18 protein-coding genes are annotated in these 25,809 nt (G+C 74.5%); 5 read left to right on the forward strand and 13 right to left on the reverse strand.

Going from position 1 to position 25,809, the window contains the following annotated elements:
* Positions 1–322: 322 nt before the first annotated feature.
* Positions 323–1,225, reverse strand: coding sequence for a LysR family transcriptional regulator (locus M0638_RS21950; RefSeq protein ID WP_248669098.1), 903 nt, complete (start codon positions 1,223–1,225; stop codon positions 323–325).
* A gap of 99 nt (positions 1,226–1,324) precedes the next feature.
* Between M0638_RS21950 and M0638_RS21955 the strand changes: the two genes are divergently transcribed.
* The 3 genes from M0638_RS21955 to M0638_RS21965 all read left to right on the forward strand — a co-directional run bounded on the left by M0638_RS21955 (position 1,325) and on the right by M0638_RS21965 (position 6,938).
* The gene (locus M0638_RS21955) at positions 1,325–2,212 is read left to right on the forward strand and encodes an alpha/beta hydrolase fold domain-containing protein (protein WP_248669099.1); all 888 of its coding nucleotides are present in this window, start codon (positions 1,325–1,327) and stop codon (positions 2,210–2,212) included.
* Positions 2,209–3,459 carry an efflux RND transporter periplasmic adaptor subunit gene (locus tag M0638_RS21960; protein WP_248669100.1) on the forward strand — a complete coding sequence of 417 codons (1,251 nt, stop codon included), beginning with the start codon at positions 2,209–2,211 and terminating at the stop codon, positions 3,457–3,459. The genes M0638_RS21955 and M0638_RS21960 overlap by 4 nt, the downstream gene beginning before the upstream one ends.
* 269 nt (positions 3,460–3,728) lie before the next feature.
* On the forward strand, positions 3,729–6,938 hold the full coding sequence (locus M0638_RS21965; protein ID WP_248669101.1) for an efflux RND transporter permease subunit: 3,210 nt from the start codon (positions 3,729–3,731) through the stop codon (positions 6,936–6,938).
* 506 nt (positions 6,939–7,444) lie between these two features.
* Here the strand turns inward: M0638_RS21965 and M0638_RS21970 are convergent.
* The 8 genes from M0638_RS21970 to M0638_RS22005 all read right to left on the reverse strand — a co-directional run bounded on the left by M0638_RS21970 (position 7,445) and on the right by M0638_RS22005 (position 15,972).
* Positions 7,445–8,158, reverse strand: coding sequence for an ABC transporter ATP-binding protein (locus tag M0638_RS21970; RefSeq protein ID WP_248669102.1), 714 nt, complete (start codon positions 8,156–8,158; stop codon positions 7,445–7,447).
* A gap of 2 nt (positions 8,159–8,160) precedes the next feature.
* On the reverse strand, positions 8,161–8,919 hold the full coding sequence (locus M0638_RS21975) for an ABC transporter ATP-binding protein (RefSeq protein ID WP_248669103.1): 759 nt from the start codon (positions 8,917–8,919) through the stop codon (positions 8,161–8,163).
* Positions 8,912–9,955, reverse strand: a complete 1,044-nt coding sequence (locus M0638_RS21980) for a branched-chain amino acid ABC transporter permease (protein WP_248669104.1) — start codon at positions 9,953–9,955, stop codon at positions 8,912–8,914. The genes M0638_RS21975 and M0638_RS21980 overlap by 8 nt, the downstream gene beginning before the upstream one ends.
* Entirely contained in the window at positions 9,948–10,862 is a 915-nt protein-coding gene (locus M0638_RS21985) for a branched-chain amino acid ABC transporter permease (protein WP_248669105.1), read from the reverse strand. Before M0638_RS21985 ends, M0638_RS21980 begins: the two co-directional genes overlap by 8 nt.
* Before the next feature lie 19 nt (positions 10,863–10,881).
* Entirely contained in the window at positions 10,882–12,075 is a 1,194-nt protein-coding gene (locus tag M0638_RS21990; protein ID WP_248669106.1) for an ABC transporter substrate-binding protein, read from the reverse strand.
* Positions 12,076–12,172: 97 nt separating this feature from the next.
* Positions 12,173–12,709, reverse strand: coding sequence for a 3-hydroxyanthranilate 3,4-dioxygenase (locus M0638_RS21995; protein ID WP_248669107.1), 537 nt, complete (start codon positions 12,707–12,709; stop codon positions 12,173–12,175).
* A 12-nt stretch (positions 12,710–12,721) separates the two neighbouring features.
* The gene (locus tag M0638_RS22000; protein ID WP_248669108.1) at positions 12,722–13,714 is read right to left on the reverse strand and encodes a dihydrodipicolinate synthase family protein; all 993 of its coding nucleotides are present in this window, start codon (positions 13,712–13,714) and stop codon (positions 12,722–12,724) included.
* A complete protein-coding gene (locus tag M0638_RS22005) occupies positions 13,711–15,972 on the reverse strand; it encodes a xanthine dehydrogenase family protein molybdopterin-binding subunit (RefSeq protein WP_248669109.1) in 2,262 nt (753 codons plus the stop codon). The genes M0638_RS22000 and M0638_RS22005 overlap by 4 nt, the downstream gene beginning before the upstream one ends.
* 100 nt (positions 15,973–16,072) lie before the next feature.
* On the opposite strand from M0638_RS22005, the gene M0638_RS22010 reads away from it, so the two are divergent.
* The gene (locus M0638_RS22010) at positions 16,073–16,993 is read left to right on the forward strand and encodes a LysR family transcriptional regulator (RefSeq protein ID WP_248669110.1); all 921 of its coding nucleotides are present in this window, start codon (positions 16,073–16,075) and stop codon (positions 16,991–16,993) included.
* Positions 16,994–17,559: 566 nt separating this feature from the next.
* On the opposite strand, the gene M0638_RS22015 is transcribed toward M0638_RS22010, so the two are convergent.
* The 4 genes from M0638_RS22015 to M0638_RS22030 form a co-directional block, all read right to left on the reverse strand.
* Positions 17,560–18,609, reverse strand: coding sequence for an amidohydrolase family protein (locus M0638_RS22015; protein ID WP_248669111.1), 1,050 nt, complete (start codon positions 18,607–18,609; stop codon positions 17,560–17,562).
* Between the two features lie 4 nt (positions 18,610–18,613).
* Complete coding sequence (locus M0638_RS22020; RefSeq protein WP_248669112.1) at positions 18,614–19,606, reverse strand: tripartite tricarboxylate transporter substrate-binding protein; 993 nt, start codon at positions 19,604–19,606, stop codon at positions 18,614–18,616.
* 46 nt (positions 19,607–19,652) lie between these two features.
* Positions 19,653–20,657 carry a hydroxyacid dehydrogenase gene (locus M0638_RS22025; RefSeq protein ID WP_248669113.1) on the reverse strand — a complete coding sequence of 335 codons (1,005 nt, stop codon included), beginning with the start codon at positions 20,655–20,657 and terminating at the stop codon, positions 19,653–19,655.
* Positions 20,658–21,025: 368 nt separating this feature from the next.
* Positions 21,026–24,466: a molybdopterin-dependent oxidoreductase gene (locus tag M0638_RS22030; protein WP_248669114.1), complete on the reverse strand. Its 3,441-nt coding sequence runs from the start codon at positions 24,464–24,466 to the stop codon at positions 21,026–21,028.
* A gap of 151 nt (positions 24,467–24,617) precedes the next feature.
* On the opposite strand from M0638_RS22030, the gene solA reads away from it, so the two are divergent.
* On the forward strand, positions 24,618–25,760 hold the full coding sequence (gene solA / locus M0638_RS22035; RefSeq protein WP_248669115.1) for an N-methyl-L-tryptophan oxidase: 1,143 nt from the start codon (positions 24,618–24,620) through the stop codon (positions 25,758–25,760).
* The last annotated feature ends 49 nt before the right edge of the window (positions 25,761–25,809 follow it).

Here is a 25,809-nt window from a genome sequence, read left to right on the forward strand (position 1 = left end):
GGACGCTCAGCTTGAAAATGCTCTAGCCTTTGATCCGGCGCATTTCCCGAGGCGCCGGGCGAGTACGCCCAGCCTGAAAATGCTCCCGGCCGTCGCCGCCGGAGTCCCGGCGGTGCGTCCGTTCGAGCCCGCCCACCCGCCCCTTCGTCCGCCCGCCGCCCCAGGGCATGGCGAGCGCGGCCTTCAGGCCGGGTTGCCGCCCGGCGACGGTCCGCCGCGGGTACGCCTGGTCGCGGCAACGGAGGCGTCCTGCCACCACGTCGACGCGCGCCTCGCGGCCGAGGCCGGGCAGATCGACGGGATGCCCGCAGAGCGCCGCCGCTCAGAACCGGACATCCTGGAACAGCGAGATCGCCCAGTCGGCGAACACGCGGACCTTGTTGCTCAGCTGGCGGCCGGGCGGATAGACGATGTGCAGCGGGACCGGCGCCACGCTCCAGTCCGGCAGCACCGGCACCAGCCGCCCCGCCGCCAGATGCGACGCGGCGGCAAAGCGCGGCAGCTGCCCGACGCCGAGGCCGGCGACGACGGCGAGCACGGAGCTGCTGACCTCGTTCACGGCGACGCGCGCGCCGCCCGCCACCTCCACATGCTCCCCGTCCCGGTCGAAGCCTAGCGGATAGGTCTCGCCCGTGGTCGCGCTGAAGTGGCCGATCGCGTCGTGCCGGTCGCGCAGCTCCGCCGGGTGCGCCGGCATGCCGCGCCGTTCCAGGTAGGCCGGCGCGGCGCAGGTCACCATGCCGATCGTCGCGATGCGCCGGGCGACGAGGTTCGGGTTGCGGATGGTGCCGCCGCGGATCACGCAGTCGACATTCTCCGCGAGCAGGTCGGCGCTGCGGTCCGACGCGCCGATCTCGAGCCGGATGTCCGGGTAGAGCGCGAAGAAGCCCGGCAGGGCGGGGATGATCACGTCCCGTGCCAGCACCGCCAGCACGTCGATGCGCAGCCGGCCCTTCGGGCTCAGCCGCGACAGGGCCATGCTGCCGTCCAGCTCGTCCAGCTCCGCGAGCAGGCGCACGGCGCGCTCGTAGTAGGCGGCGCCATCGGCGGTGACCACGAGGCGCCGCGTCGTCCGGCTGAGCAGGCCGGTGCGCAGATGCGCCTCCAGCCCCTGGATCAGCTTGGTCACCGTCGCCTTGGGCTGGTTCAGCGAGGCGGCCGCGCGGGTGAAGCTGCCCGTCTCCACGATGCGGGCGAAGGCACGCATGGCCGCGAGCTGATCCATGGCGTGGGTCTCCGGCACGGGCGGATTGTTTACCAGTATGAACAGTGAGGCCACAACACGACGCTTTATTGGTGGAATGCCGCTATCCAGATCTCGGGCATGGCCCCTTCCCCCGCCACCGAGACGATGGAGCTGACGTCCCGCCTCTCCCTGCGGGTCCGGATCCATGGCCGCGGCACCCTGCCGAGCACGGCCCCGACGATGCTGCACCTGCACGGCGGCGCCTTCGCCGGCACGCTGGCGGATGGCGAGGCGGTGGCACGGATCCTGGCCGCGGCGGGGGCGGTGGTCGTCTCGGTCGACTACCCGGCCGGCCCCGCGCATCCCTTTCCGGAGGCGCTGGAGGCAGCCTATCTCGCCCTGTGCCAGGCGCCGCGGCAGCGCGGCGGCACACGCCGGGGCGGACGGCTCTACGTCGCGGGCGAGGAGGCCGGCGGCAACCTCGCCGCCGCCCTCGCCCTGATGGCGCGCGACCGGCGGGAGCCGCCGCTGGCAGGGCAGATCCTGCTCTCCCCGATGCTCGACCCGCGCCTGGCCACCGCCTCCTGCCGCAGCGCCGAGACCGGCGCGATCGGCTGCCCGCTGGCCGAGGGATGGCACGCCTATCTCGGCTCGCCCGACCGCGCCTGCCATCCCTACGCGGCCCCCGGCGGCGCGCTGCGCCTGGCCGGCGTGGCGCCGGCGCTGCTGCTGACCGGCCCCGACGATCCTCTGCGCGACGAGGCCGCCGCCTACGCGCAGCGTCTGGCGGCGAGCGGCGTGCCGGCCCGGCTGCACCGGATCGCGGCGCCGGTCGCCTGGCCGGGCCTGCTCGTCGCGCCCGCCGCCACCTGTCCCGAGGCCGCCTGTCCGGACACCGTCCGTCCCGGCGCCGACTCGCCTCTCCCCTGGGCCGACGAGGTCCGTGCCGCCGTCGCCGCCTTCCTCGACGCGACCGCGCGCCGCGTCGCCGCTCGCAAGCCAGACGCTCCGGAGCCGCTGTCATGAACGAGATCGGCGAGATCGCCATCGAGCCGCCGCAGGCCTCGCACCGCCGCCGGCGACGGCCCGTCCTTGTCGCCGCCGTGGCGGTGCTGGTCCTGGCCGGGCTCGGCGGCGGGGCGGTGCTGACCGGCCGGGTGCCGCTGCCCTGGCAGGCCGCGCCCGCCGCGACGGCCGCCGCGCCCGCCCCGCCGCCCGTCTCCGTCGCCGTGACGGAACGGCGCGACGTCACGCTCTGGCGCGAATTCTCCGGCCGGGTCGAGGCGGTGGGCCGCGTCGAGGTGCGGCCGCGCGCGGCGGGCGCCATCCTGGGCGTGCCCTTCCGCGAGGGCGCGCTGGTGCGCCGGGGCGACCTGCTCGTGACCATCGACCCCGCGCCCTACGCCGCCGCGGTGCAGCGGGCGGAGGCGCAGGTGGCGACCGCCGAGGCGCAGCTCCTCCTCGCCGGCCGGGAGCAGGCACGCGCGCAGCAGCTGGTGCAGAGCAGCGCCGGCACGCAGCGCGACCTCGACCAGCGCGCCAGCGCCTTCCAGGCGGCGGGCGCGGCGCTGCGGAGCGCGCAGGCGCAGCTCACCCTCGCCCGCCTCGACCTCGGCTACACCGAGGTGCGGGCGCCGATCGACGGGCGGGTGGGACGCATCGAGGTGACGCCGGGCAACCTGGTGCCGGCCGGCCCCGGGGCGCCGGTGCTGACCACGCTGGTCTCGGTGGACCCGATCTACGCGAGCTTCGAGGCCGACGAGCAGACCGTCGAGCACGCCCTCGCCGGTCTGCCGCCGGGCGCCGGGATCGACCGGATCCCCGTCGAGATCGGCACCATGGCTAGTGGCGGCACGCCGTTCCGGGGGCGTCTGCAATTCGTCGACAACGTGGTGGATGCGCGCAGCGGCACCATCCGCCTGCGTGCCCGCCTCGACAATCCGGACGGGCGCCTGCTGCCCGGCCAGTTCGCGCGGATACGCCTGGGCCAGCCGCGGCCCGAGCCGGTCCTCGCGGTGGCGGAACAGGCCATCGGCACCGATCAGGACCGCCGCTACGTGCTGGTGGTCGACGCGGCGAACAGGGTGGCCTACCGGCCGGTGCGGCTGGGCGGCACCGCCGACGGGCTGCGCATCGTGACGGAGGGGCTGGAGCCGGGCGAGCGCATCGTCGTCAACGGGCTGCAGCGCGTCCGCCCCGGCGCCGTCGTGGCGCCGCGTCCGGTCGCGATGACCGCCGCCACGGAAGCCCCCGGCATGCTGGCGGCCCGCTAGAGCCGATCCAGCCTGACTGTATCAGGCCGGAACGGCTCTAGCCTTTTGATTTTTCGCATTTTCCGAGCCGCTGAGCGAGGACGCTCAGCTTGAAAATGCTCTAGAGCATTTCAGGCTGGGTGTACTCACCCGGCGAATCGGAAAATGCAAGAAATCAGAAGGCTGGAGCCTCTCCCGCAGAGGACCGCGTGCGACCGCGCGCGGCCATGGCCGGGCCTGCCCGGCCCCGTGACCGCCCACAGAGAGCCGGGACCCCTCGGACGGACGCCATGAACATCTCCCGCTTCTTCGTCGACCGCCCGATCTTCGCGGGCGTGCTCTCGGTGCTGATCTTCGTTGCCGGCCTGCTCGCCCTGGTCGCGCTGCCGATCTCGGAATACCCGGAGGTGGTGCCGCCGCAGGTGGTGGTCCGCGCCACCTATCCCGGCGCCAGCCCGCGCGTCATCGCGGAGACGGTGGCGACGCCGATCGAGGAGCAGATCAACGGCGTCGAGGGCATGCTCTACATGAGCAGCCAGGCGACGACCGACGGGCTGATGACGCTCACCGTCACCTTCCGCCTCGGCACCGACCCGGACAAGGCGCAGCAGCTCGTGCAGAACCGCGTCGCGCAGGCCGAGCCGCGCCTGCCCGACGCGGTGCGCGCGCTCGGCGTCACCACGCGCAAGAGCTCGCCCGACCTGATGATGGTGGTGCACGTGCTCTCGCCGGATGGCCGCTACGACCCGACCTACCTGCGCAACTACGCCGTGCTGAACGTCAGGGACCGGCTCGCCCGGATCGCCGGCGTCGGCGACGTGCAGCTCTTCGGCTCGGGCGACTACGCCATGCGCGTCTGGCTCGATCCGCAGCGCATGGCCGAGCGCGGCCTTTCGGCCGGCGACGTGGTGCGCGAGATCAGGGCGCAGAACGTGCAGGCGGCCGCCGGCGTGATCGGCGGCGCGCCCAACGTGCCGGGCGTCGCGCTGCAGCTCTCCGTCAACGCCCAGGGGCGGCTGCGCAGCGTCGAGGAATTCGGCGACATCGTGATCCGCGCCGCGCCCGACGGCGCCGTCACCCGACTGCGCGACGTGGCCAGGCTGGAGCTGGGGGCGGCCGACTACGCGCTGCGCGCGCTGCTCGACGGCAAGGCCGCGGTCGCCGTGCCGGTGTTCCAGGCGCCGGGCTCCAACGCCATCCGGATCTCGGACGAGGTCCGCCGCGTGATGGGCGAGATCCGGGAGACCATGCCCGAGGGGGTGAGCTACGAGATCGTCTACGACACCACCCAGTTCGTGCGCGCCTCGATCGAGGCCGTGGTGCACACGCTGCTGGAGGCGGTGGTGCTTGTGGTGATCGTGGTGGTGCTGTTCCTGCAGACCTGGCGGGCCTCGATCATCCCGCTGGTCGCCGTGCCGGTCTCGGTGGTCGGCACCTTCGCGGTGATGCACCTGATCGGCTTCTCGATCAACGCGCTCAGCCTGTTCGGCCTGGTGCTCGCCATCGGCATCGTGGTGGACGACGCGATCGTGGTGGTCGAGAACGTGGAGCGCAACATCGAGGCCGGCCTGTCGCCCCGGGACGCCACCAACCAGGCGATGAGCGAGGTCTCCGGCCCGATCGTCGCCATCGCGCTGGTGCTGGTCGCGGTGTTCGTGCCGCTCGCCTTCATCAGCGGGCTGACCGGGCAGTTCTACCGCCAGTTCGCGCTGACCATCGCCATCTCCACCGTGATCTCGGCGGTGAACTCCCTCACCCTGTCGCCGGCGCTGGCCGCCCTGCTGCTGAAGGGCCACGGCACGCCGCCGGACCGGCTGACCAGGATGATGGACCGCGGCCTGGGCTGGTTCTTCCGCCGCTTCAACCGCGCCTTCGCCGCGGGCGGGCGCGCCTATGGCGGCGGCGTGGCGCGGGTGATCTCGCGCAAGGGCCTGATGATGTTCCTCTACCTCCTCCTGGTGGGCGTGACGGCGGTGCTGTTCCGCGCCGTGCCGGGCGGCTTCGTGCCGCTGCAGGACAAGCAGTACCTGGTCGGCTTCGCGCAATTGCCGGACGGCGCCAGCCTCGACCGGGCGGAGTCGGTCATCCGCCGCATGGACGCGATCGCGCTGGCGACGCCGGGCGTGGCCGATACCGTGTCCTTCCCCGGCCTCTCCATCAACGGCTTCACCAACAGCTCCAACGCCGGCATCGTCTTCACCCCGCTGCGGCCCTTCGAGGAGCGCACCACCCCGGCGCTCTCGGCGGGCGGCATCGCCGGCCGGCTGAACGCGCGGTTCGCCGGCATCGAGGATGCCTTCATCGCGATCTTCCCGCCGCCGCCCGTGCAGGGCCTCGGCACCATCGGCGGCTTCAAGCTGCAGATCGAGGACCGTGCCGGCCTGGGCTACGAGGCGCTGGCCGAGGCGACCGCCGCCTTCCTCGCCGCCGCCCGCCGGGCGCCGGAACTGACGGGCATGTTCTCGGGCTTCCAGGCCAACGTGCCGCAGCTGCGGGTCGATCTCGACCGCGTCCGGGCGCGGCAGCTCGGCGTTTCCGTCACCGACGTGTTCGACACGCTGCAGATCTATCTCGGCTCGCTCTACGTGAACGACTTCAACGCGTTCGGCCGCACCTACTCGGTGCGCATCCAGGCCGACGCGCCGTTCCGCGCCCGCGCCGAGGATATCGGCCGGCTCAAGGTGCGCTCGGCCGCGGGCGAGATGGTGCCGCTCTCGGCCGTGCTGCAGGTCCGCGACAGCGCCGGGCCGGAGCGGGCGATGCGCTACAACGGCTTCCTCTCCGCCGACGTCAACGGCGCCGCGGCCCCGGGCTACTCCTCCGGGCAGGCGCAGGCGGCGATCGCGCGGATCGCGGCCGAGACGCTGCCCAAGGGCTTCGGCTACGAATGGACCGAGCTGACCTACCAGCAGATCCTGGCCGGCAACTCCTCGATCCTGGTGTTCCCGCTGGCGCTGCTGCTGGTGTTCCTGGTGCTCGCCGCCCAGTACGAGAGCCTGACCCTGCCGATCGCGATCATCCTGATCGTGCCGATGGGCCTGCTGGCCGCCATGGCCGGCGTCTGGCTCACGCATGGCGACAACAACGTCTTCACCCAGATCGGCCTGGTGGTGCTGGTCGGCCTCTCGGCCAAGAACGCGATCCTGATCGTCGAATTCGCGCGGGAGCTGGAGCTGCAGGGCCGCTCGCCGGTCGCCGCGGCGATCGAGGCCAGCCGGCTTCGCCTGCGGCCGATCCTGATGACCTCGATGGCCTTCATCATGGGCGTCGTGCCGCTGGTTGCCTCGGTCGGCGCCGGCGCGGAGATGCGGCATGCGATGGGCGTCGCGGTGTTCGCGGGGATGATCGGCGTCACTGCCTTCGGCCTGTTCCTGACGCCGGTCTTCTACGTGGTGCTCCGTCGGCTCGCCGGGAACCGGCGCCTGATCCACCATGGCGCCCAGGTGCCACGGCAGGCCGAGCCCGGTTCCTCCGGCCTGCCCGGCGGCGCCGGGCTCTGAAGGCGATCATGCGCCCGGGGTTCTGCCATGGCCTGCACCGAGGTGACGCGGCGCACGGCGCGCTGCGCACGGTCCGTGCGGATGGCGGGATGGCGGGCGCAGCGTCGAGCGGATCTTGCGCGGCCAGGAGCCGTATCCGTCCGCAGTGACGGGATCGGGGCCAGGCCGGTAGCCGATCCGGCCGATCGGAGAAGGGCTGGGCCGCCGCGACGGCGAGCACGCCAAGCTCGGCTTCCGCGACGCCGGAGACGGGGCTTCGTTGCCGCGTTCGGCGGTCGGCGGACAGCGGCGTGAATCCGGCGGGTCGGGCCAGGGTCCGGATCGGCGGGATCGCGCCGCTCCATCGGGACAATCTCGGCCGCGAATCCGCGCAATCCGCCGGTTCGGACCGGAATGCGCGTCTCGTCCGAGCAAGGACGGCCTGACGCATGCCGACCGCCGACCGAATTGCGGGGCCGAGGCGATCCGGAACACGTCCCGCCACGGGCGGAACGCCGCTTCGTGGGTCAGACGCCGATCCAGCCCCTCACCTGCGCCGCGTCGCGCTCCAGCGCCGCGCCGTCGCCGGACCAGACGGTGCGGCCCTTCTCCAGGACGTAGTGGCGGTCCGCCAGCCGGCGCAGCGCCGAGAGAGTCTTGTCGATCAGCAGGATCGAGAGGCCGGTGCGCTTCAGCGCCGCGAGCGTGGTCCAGATCTCGTGCCGGATCACCGGCGCCAGCCCCTCGGTGGCCTCGTCCAGGACCAGCAGCCGAGGATTGGTCATCAGCGCCCGGCCGATCGCCAGCATCTGCTGCTCGCCGCCCGAGAGGGTGCGCGCCACCTGCGACTCGCGCTCGCGCAGGCGCGGGAACAGGTCGTAGACGCGATCGAGGGCCCAGGGCCGTGTCCCGTCGGTCCTGGGGCCGCCGCGGTCGGCGGCGGTCGCGACCAAGTTCTCGCGCACGGTGAGGGTCGGGAAGACCTGCCGCCCTTCCGGCACCAGCCCGATGCCGCGCCGCGCGATCGCCTCGGGTGCCAGGCCCGCGATCGGCGCGCCGAGGAACGCCACCGTGCCGCCGCGCGGCGGGTTCAGCCCCATGATCGCGCGCACCGTGGTGGTCTTGCCCATGCCGTTGCGGCCGAGCAGCGTCACCACCTCGCCCGCGCCGACCGCCAGCGAGACATCGAACAGCACGGCGCTGTGGCCATAGCCCGCCTGCAGCCCCTCGACGCGCAGCACCGCTACACCCCCTCCTCGTCCGAGAGATAGGCGGCGATCACCGCCGGGTCGCGCCGGATCTCGTCCGCCGTGCCGGTCGCGATGCAGCGCCCGTAGACCAGCACGGAGATGCGGTCGGCCAGCGCGAACACCGCCTCCATGTCGTGCTCGACCAGCAGCATGCCGATGCGGCCCTTCAGCCCGCGCAGCGTCTCCGTCATGCGCAGGGATTCGGCGGCGCCGAGGCCGGCCATCGGCTCGTCCAGCAGCAGCAGCCGCGGCGCGGCGGCAAGGGCGGCCGCGAGCTCGATCTGCTTGCGCTCGCCATGCGAGAGGTCGGCGACCGGCAGGGCGCGGCGTGACTCCGGCAGCCCGACCTGGTCGAGCAGCGCCTCGGCCGGGGCGGCCAGCGCCGGGTCGCGCCGCGCGTCACGCCAGAAGCGGAAGGAATGGCCGAGCCGCGCCTGGACCGCCAGCGCCACGTTGTCGCGCGCCGTGTCGTCGCCGAGCAACTGGGTGATCTGGAAGGTGCGCGCCATGCCGCGATGCACCCGCGCGGCGGCATGGAGGGGGACGATCTCCTCGCCCGCCAGCCGGATGCTGCCGGCATCGGGGCGCAGCGTGCCGGTGATCTGCGCGATCGCCGTGCTCTTGCCGGCGCCGTTCGGCCCGATCAGCGCATGCAGCTCGCCCGGCAGGACGGCGAGGTCGAGATGGTCGGTGGCGAGCAGGCCGCCGAAGCGCTTCACCAGGCCACGGACGGCCAGCAGCGGCTCAGCCATGACGGCGGCGCCAGGACAGGAGGCGCGGCAGGCGGCCGCCGGCGGCGCCAGGGGCGTCGGAAGCCGGGCGGCGGCGGAACAGCGCGGCGAGCCCGCCCTGGCTGAACAGCACCACCACGACCAGGATCGGCCCCAGCACCACCTGCCAGTTCTCGGTCAGGGCGGTGAGACCGGTCTCCAGCACCACCAGCGCCAGCGCGCCGAGGACGGGGCCGAGCAGCGTGCCGATGCCGCCCAGGATCACCATCACCATCAGCTCGCCCGACTTGGTCCAGTGCAGCATGTCCGGGCTGACGAAGCGCATGGCGTTGACCATCAGCGCGCCGGCGAGCGCCGCCCCCATGCCGGCGATGACGAAGGCGGCGAGCTTGTACGGGTAGGGGCGGATGCCGCTCGCCACCACCCGCGCCTCGTTCTGGCGGATGCCTTCCAGCACCCGGCCGAAGCGCGAGCGCACGAGGCGGCGCTGGAAGGCCAGCCACAGGGCGAGGGCGCCGAGCGCCACCCAGTACATGGTGGCCGGGTCGCGCAGGTTGAGCGGGCCGAGCAGGTTGGGCCGGCGCACCGAGAGCCCGTCATCGCCGCCATAGGCGCTGAGCGAGGCGAACAGGAAGTAGAGCATCTGCGCGAAGGCCAGCGTGATCATGATGAACTGCACGCCGCTGGTGCGCAGCGACAGCGCGCCGATCGCCGCCGCCCCGAGGCCGCCCACCAGCAGCGCCGCCGGCAGGGTGACGGCGAGTTGGTTGGAGCCGGGGATCAGCCCGAGGAACGGATCGCCCGGGGCGAGGTGCGCGTAGAGGATGCCGACCGTGTAGCCGCCGAGCCCGTAGAAGGCGGCGTGGCCGAAGGAGACCAGCCCGCCATGGCCGAGGATCAGGTTCAGCGAGGCGGCGGCGATGCCGTAGATGACGATGCGGCTGGCCAGCGGCACCGTGGCCGGGCTGCCGAGCGCGGTCGCCAGGAAGGGCAGCAGCGCGGCCGCGGCGAGCAGCAGAAGCAGGGCGGCGCGTTCGCGCGCGGGATGTTCACGCATGGGCGGGGAACAGCCCGCGCGGCCGCACCAGCAGCACGATCGCCATCAGCAGGTAGATGCCCATCGAGGCGAGGCCGCCCGCCAGCGCGTCGGCATCCGGCCCGCCGATCGCCCCGCGCAGCAGGTCCGGCAGGAAGGCGCGCAGCAGCGTGTCCACCAGGCCGACCAGCATCGCCCCCGCGAAGGCCCCGCGCACCGAGCCGATGCCGCCGATCACCACCACGACGAAGGTGGTGATGAGGATCTGCTCGCCCATCCCGACCTGCACGGAGAAGACCGGCCCGGCCATCACGCCGGCCAGCCCGGCGAGCAGCGCGCCGAGGCCGAAGACCAGCGTGTAGAGCAGGCGGATGTCGACGCCGAGGGCGCGCACCATCTCGCGGTTGGTCGCCCCCGCGCGCACCAGCATGCCGAGCCGGGTGCGCTGGATCAGCAGCCAGAGCCCGGCCGCGACCAGGATGCCGACCGCGATGATGGCGAGGCGGTACACGGGATAGGGCACGCCGGGGATGATCTCGACGGCCCCTTCCAGCGCCGGCGGCACCGCGACGAAGAGCGGCTGCCGGCCCGCCAGCATGGTCATCGCCTGGTTGAGGAACAGGATCATGCCGAAGGTGGCCAGCACCTGGTCGAGATGGCCGCGCCGGTAGAGGCGGCGCAGCACGGCCAGCTCCATCGCCATGCCGACCGCCGCCGCGGCGGCGATGCCGCCCAGCAGCGACAGCGTGGCGGAGCCGGTGCGCGCCGCCAGCGCCGCCCCGGCGAAGGCGCCCACCATGTAGAGCGAGCCCTGGGCGAGGTTGATCACGCCCATGATGCCGAACACCAGCGTCAGCCCCGCCGCCAGCAGGAACAGCATGACGCCGAGCTGCAGCCCGTTCAGCAGCTGTTCCAGCAGCAGCGCCATGCCCGCCCCCTGCCGGCGATCAGAGGCGGCACTGCGCCGCGTAGGCGTCGCCGTGATCGGAGAGGATCTTCGCCTTCGTCACCAGGGCGGGCTTGCCGTCGGCGCCGCGCTCGACCTTGAGCATGAACCAGTCCTGCACCGGGTGCTGGTTCGGCCCGAAGCGGAAGCGGCCGCGCGTGGAGGCGAAGTCGGCCTTCAGCATGCCCTTGCGGAACGCCTCGGTGTCGGCGAGGTCGGCGCCGCCGTTGCGGAAGGCGCCGCCGATGGCCAGCGCGGTGTCGAAGCCCTGCTGCGCGTAGTAGGTGGGGAGGCGGTCGTACTTCGCGCGGAACGCCGCGACGAAGGCACGGCTCGCCGGCACGTCGAAATCCGAGTTCCAGTGCGAGCCGACCGTCATGCCGAGCGCCGCCTCGCCGACGGCGGCGAGCGTGGTGCTGTCCATCGAGGGCGCGGCCACCACCTGCGGCACCAGCTCGGCCAGCCCGGCCTGGGCGTATTGCCGCAGGAAGGCGATGCCGAGCCCGCCCGGGTGGAACTGGTACACCGCGTCCGGCCGCGCGGCGCGGATGCGCGCCAGCTCGGCGGCGTAGTCGGTCTGGTCGAGGCGGGTGTAGATCTCGCCCAGCACCTCGCCCTTGTACATGCGCCGGAAGCCGGCGATGGCGTCGCGCCCGGCCTGGTAGTTGGCGGCGAGCAGGAACATCCGCTTGTGGCCGAGATTCTGCGCCGCCTGCCCGGCGCTCTCGTGCAGGCTGTCGTTCTGCCAGGCGATGGACCAGTAGTTCCGGTGGCAGTCGCGCCCCGCGAAATTGGAGGGCGAGGCGTTGGGCGAGGCGTAGACGGCGCCGGCGTCCAGCACGTCCGGCAGCACGGCGCCGAGCACGTTGGAGAAGACGATGCCGGTGAGCAGCCGGATCTTCTCGTTGCCGACGAAGCGCTCGGCGATCTGCTTGCCCTGGCCGGGCTTCAGCCCGTCATCCTCGACCAGCAGCGCCACCGGCGTGCCGCCCAGCTTGCCGCCGCCCTGCTCGATCGCCAGCAGGAAGCCGTCGCGTATGTCCTGGCCGAGATAGGCGCCGGGGCCGGAGAGGCTGGTGATCATGCCGATGCGCACCGGCGCCGCCTGCGCCAGGGCGGGGCGCGCGAGAGGCGAGGCGACGAGCGCGGCACCGCCGAGGGCGCCGGCGGCGAGGAGGCCGCGTCTGTGCAGCATCGGGAATCTCCGTGTCCGGCGGGCCGGTCTCAGATGTTGCGGGCGGAGTAAGCGAGAAGCATGCCAGGGGAGGCGGAGGGGGGCCGGGAGGCGGGGCCTACAGGCAGACCCAGCCGGGCGGCGGCTGCTTGCCGGGGTGCAGCGCGCCGCAATGCGGGCAGGTGCGCTTCGCCTCGGAGGCGTAGAACTCGGCGTAGAGCGGCGGCAGATCCTTGACGATGTCCGTCACCACCAGCTCGATGCGGTGGACCTTGCCGCCGCATCCGAAGCAGTACCACTCGAAGCCGTCCTTCGCGTCCGGCGGCCGCTTGCCCTCGACCACCAGCCCGATCGAGCCTTCCTGCGGCCGTTGCGGCGAGTGCGGCACGTGCGCGGGCAGCAGGAACACCTGGCCCTCGCGGATCGGGATGTCCTGCACCTTCCCGTCCAGATGCACCTTCAGCACCATGTCGCCGCGCATCTGGTAGAAGAATTCCTCCACCGGATCGTCGTGGAAGTCGACGCGCTGGTTGGGGCCGCCGACGATCTGCACCACCGTCTCGGCATCCTGGAACAGCAGCCGGTTGCCGACGGGCGGCTTGAGCAGGTGCTCGTTCTCGGCGATCCAGGCCTTGAAGTCGAAGGGCATGCGCATGGCTCGGGCTCCCTATTCGGCGGCGGCGGCGTGGCCGGCGGGCAGGCGCAGGCCGCAGCCGGCGAGCGCCTCGCGCATCGCGGCCTTCTCGGCCTCGCTCAGCGCCAGCATCGGGAAGCGCACCGGGCCGCCCACCTGCCCGAGCAGGTCCTGCCAGTACTTGCCGTGCGCGGTCGGCTTGTCGTGCGGCTTCACCGCCTTGAGGGCGCGGCGCACCGGCTGCAGGCTCTCCCACACCGCGCGCGCCGCGTCGGCCTGCCCGGCGAAGGCGAGGTCGGTGTACTCGCGCATCCGCCGGTCCACCGCCGTCTGCATCAGGTACGGGGGCGAGGAGCAGAGATAGACCTGCCAGCCCAGCTCCAGGATGTTGTCGAGCCACTCCTCCTCGCTCGCGGTCGAGACGATCAGGCTGTCGCCGGCGAGGCGCGTCAGCTCGGCGTACATCGGGCGCGGCACGCTGTACTTGATCGCCACGACATTGGGCAGTTGCGCGATGCGCGCGCACAGCTCGGGCGACATCAGGTAGCCGCTGTCCGGGTGCGACCACATGGCGATGCCGATGTTCACCCGCTCGCTGATGTACTTGTAGTACTGCCAGAGGATCTCGTCCGGCCCGTGCACGAAGTGCAGCACCGGGGCGTGGACCACGATGTAGTCGGCGCCGATCGCCTCGGCGTGGCGCGCCAGCTCCAGCACCGTGTCGAGGTTCTGGTCGGAGCAGGACATGATGGTGCGCCTGCCGCAGGCCCGGGCCGCGTTCTGCGCGATCTCGAAGGTGCGCTTGCGCTCGGCGACCGACATCGAGAAGAACTCGCCCTGCTTGCCGGCGACGAAGACGCCGTCGATGCCGAGCGCGCCGAACCAGTGGTGCAGGTTGCGCTCGAAGCCCGCCTCGTCCAGCGCCAGGGTGCCGGGCTGGAACGGCGTCAGCGCCGCGCACCAGATGCCGCGCAGGTGCGCGCGCGCATGCGCCTTGGCCTCGTTGCGTCCATAGGCTGCGGTCATCGCTCCGACCCTCCCGAGTTCAAGGCCCGCCAGATGCTCTCCTGGGTGAGCGGCAGCGCCAGGCTGTCCAGCGTCACCCCGCGCGCCGCCAGCGCGTCCGCCACGGCGTTCACCACCGCCGCCGGCACGCCGATGCAGCCCGCCTCGCCCACGCCCTTGGCGCCGAGCGGCGAATTCCCGGCCGGCGAGGGATGCGCCGGGGCGCCGAGGCGCGTCTCCAGCGGCGCATCATCAGCGCGCGGCATGGCGTAGTCCATGAAGGAGCCGCTGAGCAACTGGCCGGCCTCGTCGTAGGCCACGCGCTCCAGCAGCGCCTCGCCCACGCCCTGCAGCAGCCCGCCCAGCATCTGGCCCTTCGCCAGCATCGGGTTCACCACCGTGCCGATGTCGTCCACCCAGTCCAGCCGCTCCACCGTCGCGATGCCGGTCTCGGCCTCGATCGCGACCAGCGCCAGCACCGCACCGCAGGCCCAGGCCTCGCCCGGCGCGTGGAACACCGCCTCGGCTTCCAGCGGGTCGGCGGGGGTGGCGGCGGCGATGGCGGCCCAGCCGGCCTGCCGGCCCGGCGCGCCAGCCACCGCGAAGCCGCCGGGCGCGGGGCGCAGCGCCTCGGGCGGCGATTGCAGCAGCCGCGCCGCGACCGGCAGCGCCTTCGCCTCCAGCGCCGCCGCCGCCTGCATCAGCGCGCCGCCGCCGATGCCGGTGGAGCGGCTGGCCAGGGCGCCGATGCCGGGCGGGGTGGTGGCGGTGTCGCCGTGCAGCACCTCGACCTCGGCGTCCGCCACGCGCAGCGCGTCGGCGACGATCTGGGCGTAGGCGGTCTCGCGCCCCTGGCCCTGCGCGGTGGCGCCGGTGGCGGCCAGGATGCGCCCGTCCGGCGCCAGCGTCAGCCGCGCGCTCTCCCAGCCCTGGCCGCAGGGCTCGACGTAGAGGGCGAGGCCGAGCCCGACCAGCTCGCCCCTGGCACGCCGCGCCGCGCACGCCTCGCGCAGCCCGGCCCCCATCTCCAGCACCCGCGCCAGCAGCGCCGGGTAGTCGCCGGAATCCAGCACCTCGCCGGTCGGGGTGCGATGGGGCAGCGCCTCGGGCGGCAGCAGGTTGCGGCGTCGGATCTCCTCGGAGCCGAGGCCGGTGGCGCGGCCGGCGGCCTCCATCAGCCGCTCCATCAGCATCGCCGCCTCTGGCCGGCCGGCGCCGCGATAGATGCCCATCGGCGCGCGATGGTCGAAATGCCCGGCCAGGGCGATGTCCACCGCCGGCACCGCGTAGGGGCCGGGCAGGCAGCGCGCCGCGTTGCGCCCGGGCACCGCCGCCGAGTAGGGCAGGCGGTGGCCGAGCGGCGTCTCGATCACCGCCCGCAGCGCCGTGGCGCGGCCCCCGGCGTCGAGCGCCAGCTCGCCACGGAGATGCTGCCCGCGCCCCTGCGTCGCCGTCAGCATCTCCTCCGAGCGCGTCGCCTGCCAGGACACGGGGCGGCCGAGGCGCAGCGCCGCCCAGGCGACGGCCGCCTCCTCCGGGTGCAGCGAGGCCTTGGCACCGAAGGATCCGCCCACGTCGCCCGCCACCACCCGGATCGCCGCCGGGTCGAGCCCGAGGATCGCGGCGAGGTCGGCGAGGGCGCGGTGCGGCGTCTGGGTCGAGAGGTGGATGGTCAGCCCGCCGCCTTCCCGCGGCACCGCCAGCGCCGCGCGCGGCTCCATCGCGGCGGGCGCGAGGCGGGAATGGCGGATCCCGGCCCGCACCACGTGCGCGGCGGCGGCGAAGGCGGCCTCGGCGTCGCCCGACCGCCACTGCCCGGCGAAGGCGGGCTCGGTCGCTTCCGGGTCGAGCGGCTCCAACTCGGCCAGCACCGCCTCGGCGCCGTCCAGCGCGGCCATGGCGCTCTCGGCCAGCACGATCGCCAGCGGCTGCCCGGCCGCCGCCACGCGGTCGCGCGCCAGCGGCAGGAAGCGGGAGGCCGGCAGGTCGGGGAAGAAGCGGTTCACCGCCGGCTCGCCGGCCGGCACGCAGTCGGCGCCGGCAAAGGCGGCCACCACGCCGGGCAGGCCGAGCGCCGCCGAGAGGTCCACCTGGCGCAGCACGCCGCTGGCCTCGGCGGCGCGGGCGAAGGCGGCATGCAGGCAGCCGGGGGGGCGCGGCAGGTCGGCGGCGAAGCGGCCGGCGCCGGTCAGCAGCGCGGCATCCTCGCGCCGGCGCCGGGCGCGACCGATCCAGCCCTGCTGGCGCGCCTCGCCGTTCTGTGCCGAACCGTCCGGCATGGCTGTCCGTGGCATCCCCGATGATCGTGTCGGGGCATTTCACGCGAAGCGCCATCCATCCTACAACGGCGATGTTCAGATGGATCGATCGGGATCGGCGATGGACATCTCGCCCCGGCAGCTGCGCGCCTTCCTCGCCGTGGCCGAGGCGGGCGGCTTCACCGCCGCCGCGCGCCGGCTGGGCTGGGTGCAGTCGACCATCTCCACCCTGGTCGCGGATCTGGAGGCGGCGACCGGCGTCCGGCTGTTCGAGCGTTCCTCCCGCCGGGTCGCGCTCAGTGCCGCCGGCGAGGCGTTCCGGCCGCGCGCCGCGGCGCTGCTGGCCGACCTCGCCGCCGCCATCGAGGCGGCGCGGGCGCCGGGGGAGGAGGCGCCGCTCGTCGTCGCGACGCCGCCGCTGCTGGCCGCGGCGCTGCTGCCGCCGGCCATCGCCACGCTGCGCGCCGCGCTGCCGGCGCTGCGGGTGGTGGTGCGGGAGGCGGGGGCGACGCAGGCCCTCGGCCTCGTCACGCGGGGCGAGGCGGGGCTCGCCCTCGGGACCTTCCCGCCGGAGGCAACGCCGGCGGGCGGCGCGACGCTGCGCCGCATCCGCCTCGGCACCGACGCGCTGGCCCTGTTCTGCCCCGCCGGCCATCCCTTCGCCGCCGAGCGCCGCGCCCTGCCCTGGCGCCGTCTGGCCGGCGCGGCGGAGGTGGCGCTGACCCATGATTCCGCGGTGCGCGGGCTGGTGGACGCAGCCCGTACCGCGGCCGGCGTGCCGCCCGCCCCGCCTGCCTTCGAGGTGGCGCAGATGACCACCGCGATCGCGCTGGTGGCGGCCGGGCTCGGCGTCGCGGCGCTGCCGATGGCGGCGGCGCCGCTGGCGCAGCGCGGGCGCGTCGCGATCCGGCCGCTGTCGGAGCCGGTGGTGACGCGCGAGATCGCGCTGCTGCGCCGCCCGGGCCTGCACGGGCTGGCGGCGGCCGGCGCCACGGCGTTGCAGGCGGCGCTGGTGCCGCTGCTGCGCGGCACGCGGCGCTGACGCCCGGCCGCTCCCGGCGCGACGGCCGCGCGGCGGGACGGCGCCCCGGCCCCCGCGTCGAGGCGTCACCGGCCGAGGTGATCGCGTTCGGCCAGCCGGACGTGGTGCTCGCGGGTAGGGCGTGGCGCGCCGAGCGTTCGGTGACGCGTCTCTGCCGGCCGCCGCCGCACGGCATCCCGCCCGAGGCCATGACGGTACCCCACATCGCCGAGGCGGACCTCGACGCCCGAATGCCGGTCTGCACCAGGGGGCAGCTGCGGCTAGAGCCGTTCCAGCCTGACTGTATCAGGCCGGAACGGCTCCAGCCGTCGATCCGGCGCATTTTCCGAGCCGCTGAGCGAGTACGCTCAGCTTGAAAATGCTCCAGAGCGGATCGCCGGCGGGCGGACACGCCCGGCGGCATGAATCCGCACCGAGAACAACGAGCTACGGCGAACCGCAGTCCCAACCGGACTGCGATCCGCTCTAGCGGAAATGGCGTCGCCGGCGCAATCGACCGGCCCGACGGATGGGAAGAGCAGCCGCCGTCCCTGATGCCGCGATGCGGGGCGGACGCGCCCGCCCCGTCAGGCCGCCGGTCCGAGCGGCAGGCGGTAGATCCGGGCGGCGGTGCCGGCAAACAGCGCCGTGCGCTCGCCCTGCGCCATGCCGGCGGTGAGCCGCTTGAAGGCATTCCACAGCACCGTGTAGCCGTAGCTGCCCTTGTCCACCGGGAAGTTGCTCTCGAACATGCAGCGCTCGGGGCCGAACAGCTCGATGCAGCCCAGAATGTAGGGTGCGAAGGCGGCGGCGAGTTCCTCGGAGCCCGGCGGCGTCTCGCCCTTCTCGAAGCCGAAACCGTTCACCGCCATGCCGAGCCCGCCGAGCTTCACCGCGACGTTGGGCAGCTCGGCCAGCCGCGCCATCCGATCGCGCCACTCGGCGAGCACTTCCGCGCGCCGGCCGGCATAGGGCCCCGCGCCGAGCGGCCCGCCGCAATGGTTCAGGACGAGCTGCAAGGCCGGCAGGGAGCGGGCGAGCGCCAGCACGTCGTCGAGCTGCGTGTGGTAGGCCCAGATGTCGAGCGAGAGGCCGAAGCCGGGCAGCAGCGCGGCGCCCTGGCGGAAGCCCGCCGAGGTGAGCATGCCGGGCGGCGGCGGGATCGGGTTGGAGAGGATCTCCGGCGATTCGTGCCAGGCGGTGGTGTTGCGGATGCCGCGCAGCCGCTCGCCCGCCACGCGCTGGTGGCGTTCGAGCAGCGGCCCCGCCGCCTCGCCCAGCATCAGGTCCACCATGCCGACGATGCCGGCGCAGGCGCGCGTCGGGCCGTACACGCCGCTGGCGCTGCACGCGGCGACGCCGTTGGCGAACTCCGTCTCGCCCAGGGAACGCTCCTCGACGGGCCCGTCGGCGCGCAGCATGGCGCGCGCCTGCACGTACACTGTGGCCCGCACGTCGTGGCCCGAGCCGGTGTCGGCGAGCAGATCCTCCAGCAGGTAGCGCGAGCCGGGCCGGTCCCACAGGTGGTGATGGGGGTCGATGATGGGCAGGTCCGGCTCCAGCGGCGCTTCCCGGCGCCGCGCCAGCCAGTCCGGGCGGACCTGAAGATGGGGGCCTGCATGCGGGGCGGTGGCCATGTCGCTACTCCAGTCGGATGCCGGCCTGGCGGACGAAGCCCTGCCAGAGATCGCTCTGTGCCGCGAAGAAGGCGGCGAATTCGTCGGGCGTGTTGGGCGCCGCCTGCAGGTCGGCCGCGCGCAGCCTGGCGGCGAGCTCGGGCTCGGCGATGGCGTCGTTCAGCGCGCGGTTCAGCGCCTCGACGATCGGCCGCGGCGTGGCCTTCGGCAGGAACACGCCGTTCCATTCGTAGGTCTCGAAGTCCGGCAGCGTCTCCGACAGCGGCGGGACATCCGGCAGCGAGGCCAGCCGCCCGCGCCCGGTATGCGCGAGCGCCCGCAGCGCGCCGTCCCGCACGAAGGGGGCCGAGACGTTGACGTTGCCGAAGTAGAGCTGCACCTGCCCGGCGATCAGGTCGTTCACCGCCGGCGCGCCGCCGCGATAGGGGATGTGGTTGAGCGGCACCCCCGCCCGGCGCGCGAACAGCTCCATCACCAGATGCTGCAGCGAGCCGTTGCCCGCCGAGGCCGCGTCGAGCCGCCGCTCGCCCGAGCGCGCCAGGGCGACGAGGCCGGCGGCGTCCCGCACCGGCAGCGACGGGTTCACCAGCATGAGCTGCGGCACGGAGACGGCGCGGAACACCGGCACGAGATCCCGCCGCGGGTCGTAGGGCAGGTGCCCGAACAGGGCGGGCGTGACCGAGATGCCGGTGCCGTCGTAAAGCACGGTGTAGCCGTCGGGCGCGGCCTGGACCACGGCGCCGGCGCCGATCGTGCCGGTGGCGCCGGAGCGGTTCTCCACCACGAAGGGCCTGCCGAGCCTCGCCGCGACCGCGGCGAAGAGCTGCCGCGCGACCAGGTCGGCCGTTCCGCCGGGCGGCCAGGGGACGACGACGCGCACCGGCCGCGCCGGCCAGGGCTCCTCCGCCCGGGCCTCCTCGATGCGGAGCGGCAGGACCGCCGCCGTGCCGAGCAGCGCGAGCAGGCCACGCCGGGCGATGTTGGCTGGTGCCGGCAATTCGGTCCTCCCCTGTTGGTGCGCGAAAGGTTGGGCGCGTGGAAAGTCAGGCGGCCGCGAGCGCCTCGCCGCCGGTGACCAGCGCCCCCGGCAGCGCCGGCGCGCGGCCGGCCAGCACCGCGACGATGCTCTCCGCCGCGCCGCAGGCCATGCCGAGCGCGCCGCGCGGCGTGTTGGCCGCGAGATGCGGCGTCGCGACCACGCGCGGATGGCGGCGCAGCGGGCTCTCGGGGTCGAGCGGCTCGGCGGCGAACACGTCGAGGCCCGCCCAGCGCAGCCGGCCGGAATCGAGCGCCGCGACCAGCGCCGCCTCCTCGACGATGCCGCCGCGCGCGGTGTGCACGAGAATCGCGCCCTCCGGCAGCAGCGCGAACGCCGCCTCGCCGATCAGGCCGCGCGTCTCGGCGCTCAGCGGGCAGTGCAGCGACAGCACCTCGGCCCGGCGCAGCAGCGCGGGCAGGTCCGGCACGCGCTCGCCCGGCCCCGGCAGCCCGCCCGCCGGCAGGTACGGGTCGTGGGCGAGGACGCGCATGCCGAAGGCGTCGGCGAAGCGCGCGACCTTCGAGCCGATCGCGCCATAGCCCACGATCCCGAGCGTGACGCCCTCGATGTCGCGCGTCATGCGCGAGGTCTTCTCCCAGCGCCCGGCCTGCATGCCCTCGACGACCGAGGGCAGATCCTTGAGCAGCGGCAGCATCAGGGCCATGGCGTGCTCGGCGACCGACCGCGAATTGGCGCCGGCCGCGCGGGTGACGGTCAGGCCGTGCCGGCTGGCCGCCGCGACGTCGATGCCGTCGATGCCGGCGCCGTGCCGCGCGATCACCCGCAACGCCGGCGCCGCGGCCAGCATCACCGCCTCCGTGACCGCGCCGTGCCGGTGCAGGATGGCGACCGGCCGGTACTCCCGCACCTGCCGGATCAGCTCGGCCTCGCTCGGGTAGTTGCCGGTGCAGCGGACCACGTAGCCCGCCTCCCCGAGCAGCGCCGTGGCGGCGGGCGCCAGCGCCGCGCCGGTGACGAGCACGTCGCGGGCCTGATCTGTCGGGCGCATGGGCAGGTACCGCTTCCTCCGTTTCGCCGCGACCGTCCGGGCCGCCGGCATGGGGATGAGAACACCAGGGTTTCCGGAAAAACGCAATAGCGTTGCGTTTTTCCGGCGGCCGCTTGCGCGGCGCTCGCTGCGCGCATGGCCGCGACGCGGTGCAGAAGGTCACCAGGGGCGCCGACGCGCCCCCTTCCGCAGCGCAGCCGCAGGGGGCAGCGAAGGACATCGGCGCGCTGCTCCCGGTCAGCGGCGGAAGATGTCGGCGCCGAGGGCGTTGGCGCCGAGGCTTGCGGCGGCGACGTCGAGACGCCCGACATGGTCACGCGGCAGGCCGCTCCGGTGGCCGGGTCAGCCGAAGGCGCCGGAGATGCGCCTCAGGCATCAAGCACGAGGTCACTGGCCGGCACGGCCCGGCAGGTGAGGCAGAGACCGGGGTCCTCGGCCTCGATCGCGGCGAGGTAGCGTATCTCGCCGGCCAGCCGCGCCACGGCGCAGCTCTCGCACTGGCCGACGCGGCAGCCGCCGGGCAGGCGCAGCCCGGCCGCCTCGGCGAAGCCGAGCAGCGGCCCGTCGGCGGCCTGCCAGCGCAGGGTGCGTCCGGAGCGGCGGAAGGTGACCGAGAACGGCCCGGCGGGGCCCGCCGCCACGTCGCCGCCGGCGGCGTGGAAGGTTTCCTGGAAGATCTCGAAGCGCGGCACGCCGCGCGCGGCGAGGCCGGCGGCGAGGTCGCGTAGCATCGTCTCCGGCCCGCACAGGTAGAAGCGGGCGCGCGCCGCGATCAGCGCCGGCGCAACGTCGGCGGCGGTGATGCGGCCGTGCCGGTCGAAGTCGCGCCCCGCCCGTTCCCCGCCGCGCGGCCGGCTGTAGTGGTCGACGATCCGCAGTGTCGGCAGCAGCGCGGTGAGGGCGCGCAGCCGCTCGCGGAAGGCGTGGCCGGCGCCGTCGCGGTTGCCGTAGTGCAGCACCACGCGCGGCGGGTCCGGCCGTCCGACCAGGGATTCGAGATAGCCGAGGAAGGGCGTGATGCCGATGCCGGCGGCCAGCAGCACCACCGGGAAGGGCGCGTCCAGGGGGATGGTGAAGCGCCCGTCCGGCTGCCGCGCCTCGACCCGGTCGCCGGGCGCCAGCCCCTGCGTGATGCGGGTGGAGGCGAGGCCGGACACCGCCGCGCCGTCCGCGTCCCGCCCCACCACGCGCCTGACGGTGATGCGGTAGTCGCGCCGCCCGGCGGGGCCGGAGAGCGAGTAGGCGCGGGTGACCGGCACGCCGTCGGGCCCGGGCAGGCGGATCGTCAGGTGCTGGCCGGGGCGATAGTCCGGCAGCGCGCCGCCATCCGCCGCGGCGAGGCGGAGCGAGACCACGCCCTCGGCCTCGGGCTCCACCGCCGCGACCCGGAATTCGCGGAAGTCCGGCCAGCCCAGGCCGGGGCCGGCGCGTGTCGCCTCGCAGGCGATGCCGCGCATCGGCACGGAGCCGCTGACCGGATCGGCATGGTCGTCGGCGACCAGCGCGTTGTAGCTGCTGCCGGCCGCCCCCGCCTGGACGTAGCCGGGCAGGCCGAGATCGGGACAGCCCTCCCACCAGCCGTATTCGGCGACCACGACGCCGGGATGCAGAGTCGCGTCCAGCCGGGCGCGGAAGCGCGCCGCGCCGGCCCGGGTGCGGATCGCCAGCCAGTCGCCCTCGGCCACGTCGCGCGCCGCCGCCGCCGCCGGGTGCAGCGCCGCCCAGGGTTCGGGCACGCGCCGGCGCAGCGAGGCGATGCCGCGATGCTGGCTGTGGCAGAAATAGCCGTCCTTGGCCGTGGTGAGCAGGAGCGGCAGGCCGGGGCCGGGCGCGTCGGGCGGCGGCACGTGGCGGGGCAGCGGCGGCTGGCCGTGGCGGAGCAGCGTCTCCGAGTAGATCTCCACCAGCCCGCTCGGTGTCGCGAAGGCCGGCTCGCCGCGCGCGCGCCGGGCGGCGAAGCGGCGCTCCTCGCGCGGCAGCGCCACGCGCCGGCCGGCCGGGTGGCGGCGCAGCGTGGCGACGTCGAGCCCGAGCGGCGCGAGCTGGTGGTTCCAGCCGGCCTCGACATCGCCGCCGAAGAAGGCGTCGCCATGGCCGAGCCGCACCGCCAGATCGAACACGATCTCGAGGTCGGACCGGCTCTCGCCGAGCGGCGGGACCATGCGCGGGCGCAGCTGCACCAATTCCTCGGAGGCGGCGTCCAGTTCGAAGCCGAGGCGCAGCCCCTCGCGCTCCCACGGGCTGTTCACCGGCAGCAGGATGTCGGCGAAGCGCGCGGCCGGCGTCTCGTACAGGTCGCAGTGGACGTGGAATTCCAGCGCCGCCAGCGCCGCCTCGGTGCGGGCGGGATCGGGCTGGGAGACCAGCAGGTTGGCGCCGAAGGAGAGCAGCGCCCGCACGGCGTAGGGGCGGCGCTCCAGGATCGCGGCGCAGAGATCGGCGGCCGTGACCCAGCCGCGCGCCGGCGGGCCGAGCGGCCGCGCCGCCAGCCCCAGCGCCTTCGCGGCCTGGGCCGGGGCGAGCAGGCCCGGCGGGTTGGCCGGGTTGGCGGGCAGGCGCGGGAATTGCCGGTTGCCGCCGGTCCGGTCCAGGCTGCCGGTCAGCGCGTAGAGCACGGCGATGGCACGGTCGGTCTGGGTCGCGTTGGCGCTCTGGCCGATGCCGGTCCAGCCGTAGTAGCTGATGCGCCGGGCGGCGCCGATCGCCGCGGCGGCGGCGCGCAGCGCCGTTTCCGGCACGCCGGTGGCGTCGGCGACGCGCCCCGGCGTCCAGGCGGCGCAGGCTTCCGCCAGCAGGTCGAAGGCGGGGCGGCAGGCGATGTCGGCGCCGTCGGCGCCGTGGAGGCGATGGCGGCCGCGCAGCGCGAGGCGTCCGGCCTGCGGCGCCGCTTCCGGATGGCAGGGGTTCAGGGCGTGCGGCGTGCCCGTCGCCGCGTCCAGCACCACCGGCCGGTCGGGCGGGCCGGACAGGCCGAGCGTGCCGGCGCGCAGCAGCAGGCCGTCATCCTCCCGCACCAGGCAGGGTGCGTTGGTCCATTCACGCAGGAAGGCGGCGTCGATCCGGCCCTCGTCGATCAGCAGCCCGGCCAGTCCGAGAGCCAGCGCCGCGTCGGTGCCGGGCAGCGGCTGCAGCCAGTGATCGGCCTGCGCGGCGTGGGCGGTGCGGCGCGGGTCCACCACCAGCAGTCGCGCCCCCTTCGCGCGGCCCTCGGCGATGGCGCCGGCCGCGGCGAGCCAGGCATTGGCGGGGTTGTGTCCCCAGAGCAGGATCAGCTCGGCATTCGCGTAGTCCGGCGTGCCGATTCCGGCCCCGAAGGTGAAGGCGTGGGCGAAATCCTTGTGCCAGTTGCAGATCTCGGTGGCGTAGGCGGTGTTGGGGCTGCCGAAGACGCGGATGAGGCGCTCGATCCATTCGATCGAATCCGAGATCGGCGTGGCGGAGGGCGAGGTGACGGCGAAGCCGACCGCCTCGGCGCCGCTCTCCGCGCGGATGGCGCCGAGGCGCGCGGCGATCTCCGCCATGGCCGCGTCCCAGCCGATCGGCTCCCAGCCCGGATCGGCCGCGCCCTTCGGCCGGGTGCGCCGCAGCGGCGTGGCGAGGCGGCGGGAGCCGTGCGCGATCTCCGGCGCCGCGCGCCCCTTGGCGCACAGGGCGCGGCCGGTCGGGTGGTCCGGGTCCGGCTCGACCCGCACCAGCCGGCCGGCCTCGACCGTGTTGCGCGTGCCGCAGCGGGAGCGGCAGAGGGTGCAGAAGCCGGGCAGCGTGGCGGGCGCGGCGCCGCGCCGCCGGTCGTCGTCAGCGCCGTCCATCGGTCGCGCCTCTCCTGGCCGGCGGGCATCCTACCGCGCCGGGCGGACCGGCGCATCGCGCGGCGTCGGCCGGCACGCGGACCCGCGCGCCGACGCTGCGATTTTGGCAGCTTCCGCGCACGCCGGCGGCGGAGGGAACGGAGAGATGGCCATGCGCTACGACGTCATCGTGGTCGGGATCGGCGGGATGGGCAGCGCGGCGGCGTGGCAGCTCGCCCGGCGCGGCCGGCGCGTGCTGGGGCTGGAGCGCTACGACATCCCGCACGCCATGGGCTCCTCGCACGGCATCAGCCGAATCATCCGGCTGCCCTACTACGAGGACCCGGCCTACGTGCCGCTGCTGCGCCGCGCCTACGCGCTCTGGCGCGAGATCGAGGCGGCGAGCGGCGCGGAGCTGCTCGTCGCCACCGGCTCGATCGATGGCGGCCCCGAGGACGGGCCGCTGTTCAACGGCGCGCTCGCCTCGGCGCGGCTGCACGGCCTGCCACACGAGGTGCTGACGGCCGACGCGGTGAACGCCCGCTTCCCCGCCTACCGCCTGCCCGCCGGCACGCGGGCGGTGTTCCAGGCCGAGGGCGGGCTGATCGCCAGCGAGCGCGCCATCGTCGCGCATGTGCGCGCGGCGCAGTCGCTCGGCGCCGAGATCCACGCCCGCGAGCCGGTGCGCGAATGGCGCGCGACGCCGGCGGGCGGCGTGGTGGTGAAGACGGAGCAGGGACGCTACGAGGCGGAGCGGCTGGTCCTCGCGGCCGGGGCCTGGATGGGGGCGATGGTGCCGGGCCTCGCGCGCCTCGCCGTGCCGGAGCGGCAGGTCCTCGCCTGGCTGCAGCCCGACGACCCGTCGCTGTTCGACCACGCCCGCTTCCCGGTCTTCAACCTCGACGTGGCCGAGGGACGCTACTACGGCTTCCCGATCTACGAGGTGCCGGGCTTCAAGTTCGGGCGCTACCATCATCTCGGCGAGACCGGCGCGCCCGAGGATCTGCGACGCGAGCCGGATGCGCGCGACGAGGCGCTGCTGCGCGACTTCGCCGCCCGCTACTTCCCGGCCGGCAACGGCCCGACCATGGCGCTGCGCTCCTGCCTGTTCACCAACACGCCCGACGGGCACTTCGTCCTCGACCGCCTGCCCGGGCAGGAGCAGGTGGTGGTGGCCTCGCCCTGCTCGGGTCACGGCTACAAATTCTGCTCGGTGATCGGCGAGATCCTGGCCGACCTCGCGACCGGCGACGGCACCACCCGGCACGACATCGGCTTCCTCGACCTGCGTCGCCCGGCGCTGGCCGCGGCCTGACGCCGCGATGGCCACCGGCCCGCCCCGGGCCGGCGGCGGGCTTCGGCCC

Source organism: Roseomonas acroporae (genome assembly GCF_023223525.1).
Taxonomy (GTDB): Bacteria; Pseudomonadota; Alphaproteobacteria; order Acetobacterales; family Acetobacteraceae; genus Roseomonas_E; species Roseomonas_E acroporae.

Bases quoted from the DNA above. Each gene is read 5' to 3' on its own strand.
- M0638_RS21950 (WP_248669098.1), bottom strand. From the start codon at position 1,225: ATGGATCAGCTCGCGGCCATGCGTGCCTTCGCCCGCATCGTGGAGACG.
- M0638_RS21955 (WP_248669099.1), top strand. From the start codon at position 1,325: ATGGCCCCTTCCCCCGCCACCGAGACGATGGAGCTGACGTCCCGCCTC.
- M0638_RS21960 (WP_248669100.1), top strand. From the start codon at position 2,209: ATGAACGAGATCGGCGAGATCGCCATCGAGCCGCCGCAGGCCTCGCAC.
- M0638_RS21965 (WP_248669101.1), top strand. From the start codon at position 3,729: ATGAACATCTCCCGCTTCTTCGTCGACCGCCCGATCTTCGCGGGCGTG.
- M0638_RS21975 (WP_248669103.1), bottom strand. From the start codon at position 8,919: ATGGCTGAGCCGCTGCTGGCCGTCCGTGGCCTGGTGAAGCGCTTCGGC.
- M0638_RS21980 (WP_248669104.1), bottom strand. From the start codon at position 9,955: ATGCGTGAACATCCCGCGCGCGAACGCGCCGCCCTGCTTCTGCTGCTC.
- M0638_RS21985 (WP_248669105.1), bottom strand. From the start codon at position 10,862: ATGGCGCTGCTGCTGGAACAGCTGCTGAACGGGCTGCAGCTCGGCGTC.
- M0638_RS21990 (WP_248669106.1), bottom strand. From the start codon at position 12,075: ATGCTGCACAGACGCGGCCTCCTCGCCGCCGGCGCCCTCGGCGGTGCC.
- M0638_RS21995 (WP_248669107.1), bottom strand. From the start codon at position 12,709: ATGCGCATGCCCTTCGACTTCAAGGCCTGGATCGCCGAGAACGAGCAC.
- M0638_RS22000 (WP_248669108.1), bottom strand. From the start codon at position 13,714: ATGACCGCAGCCTATGGACGCAACGAGGCCAAGGCGCATGCGCGCGCG.
- M0638_RS22005 (WP_248669109.1), bottom strand. From the start codon at position 15,972: ATGCCGGACGGTTCGGCACAGAACGGCGAGGCGCGCCAGCAGGGCTGG.
- M0638_RS22010 (WP_248669110.1), top strand. From the start codon at position 16,073: ATGGACATCTCGCCCCGGCAGCTGCGCGCCTTCCTCGCCGTGGCCGAG.
- M0638_RS22015 (WP_248669111.1), bottom strand. From the start codon at position 18,609: ATGGCCACCGCCCCGCATGCAGGCCCCCATCTTCAGGTCCGCCCGGAC.
- M0638_RS22025 (WP_248669113.1), bottom strand. From the start codon at position 20,657: ATGCGCCCGACAGATCAGGCCCGCGACGTGCTCGTCACCGGCGCGGCG.
- M0638_RS22030 (WP_248669114.1), bottom strand. From the start codon at position 24,466: ATGGACGGCGCTGACGACGACCGGCGGCGCGGCGCCGCGCCCGCCACG.
- solA (WP_248669115.1), top strand. From the start codon at position 24,618: ATGCGCTACGACGTCATCGTGGTCGGGATCGGCGGGATGGGCAGCGCG.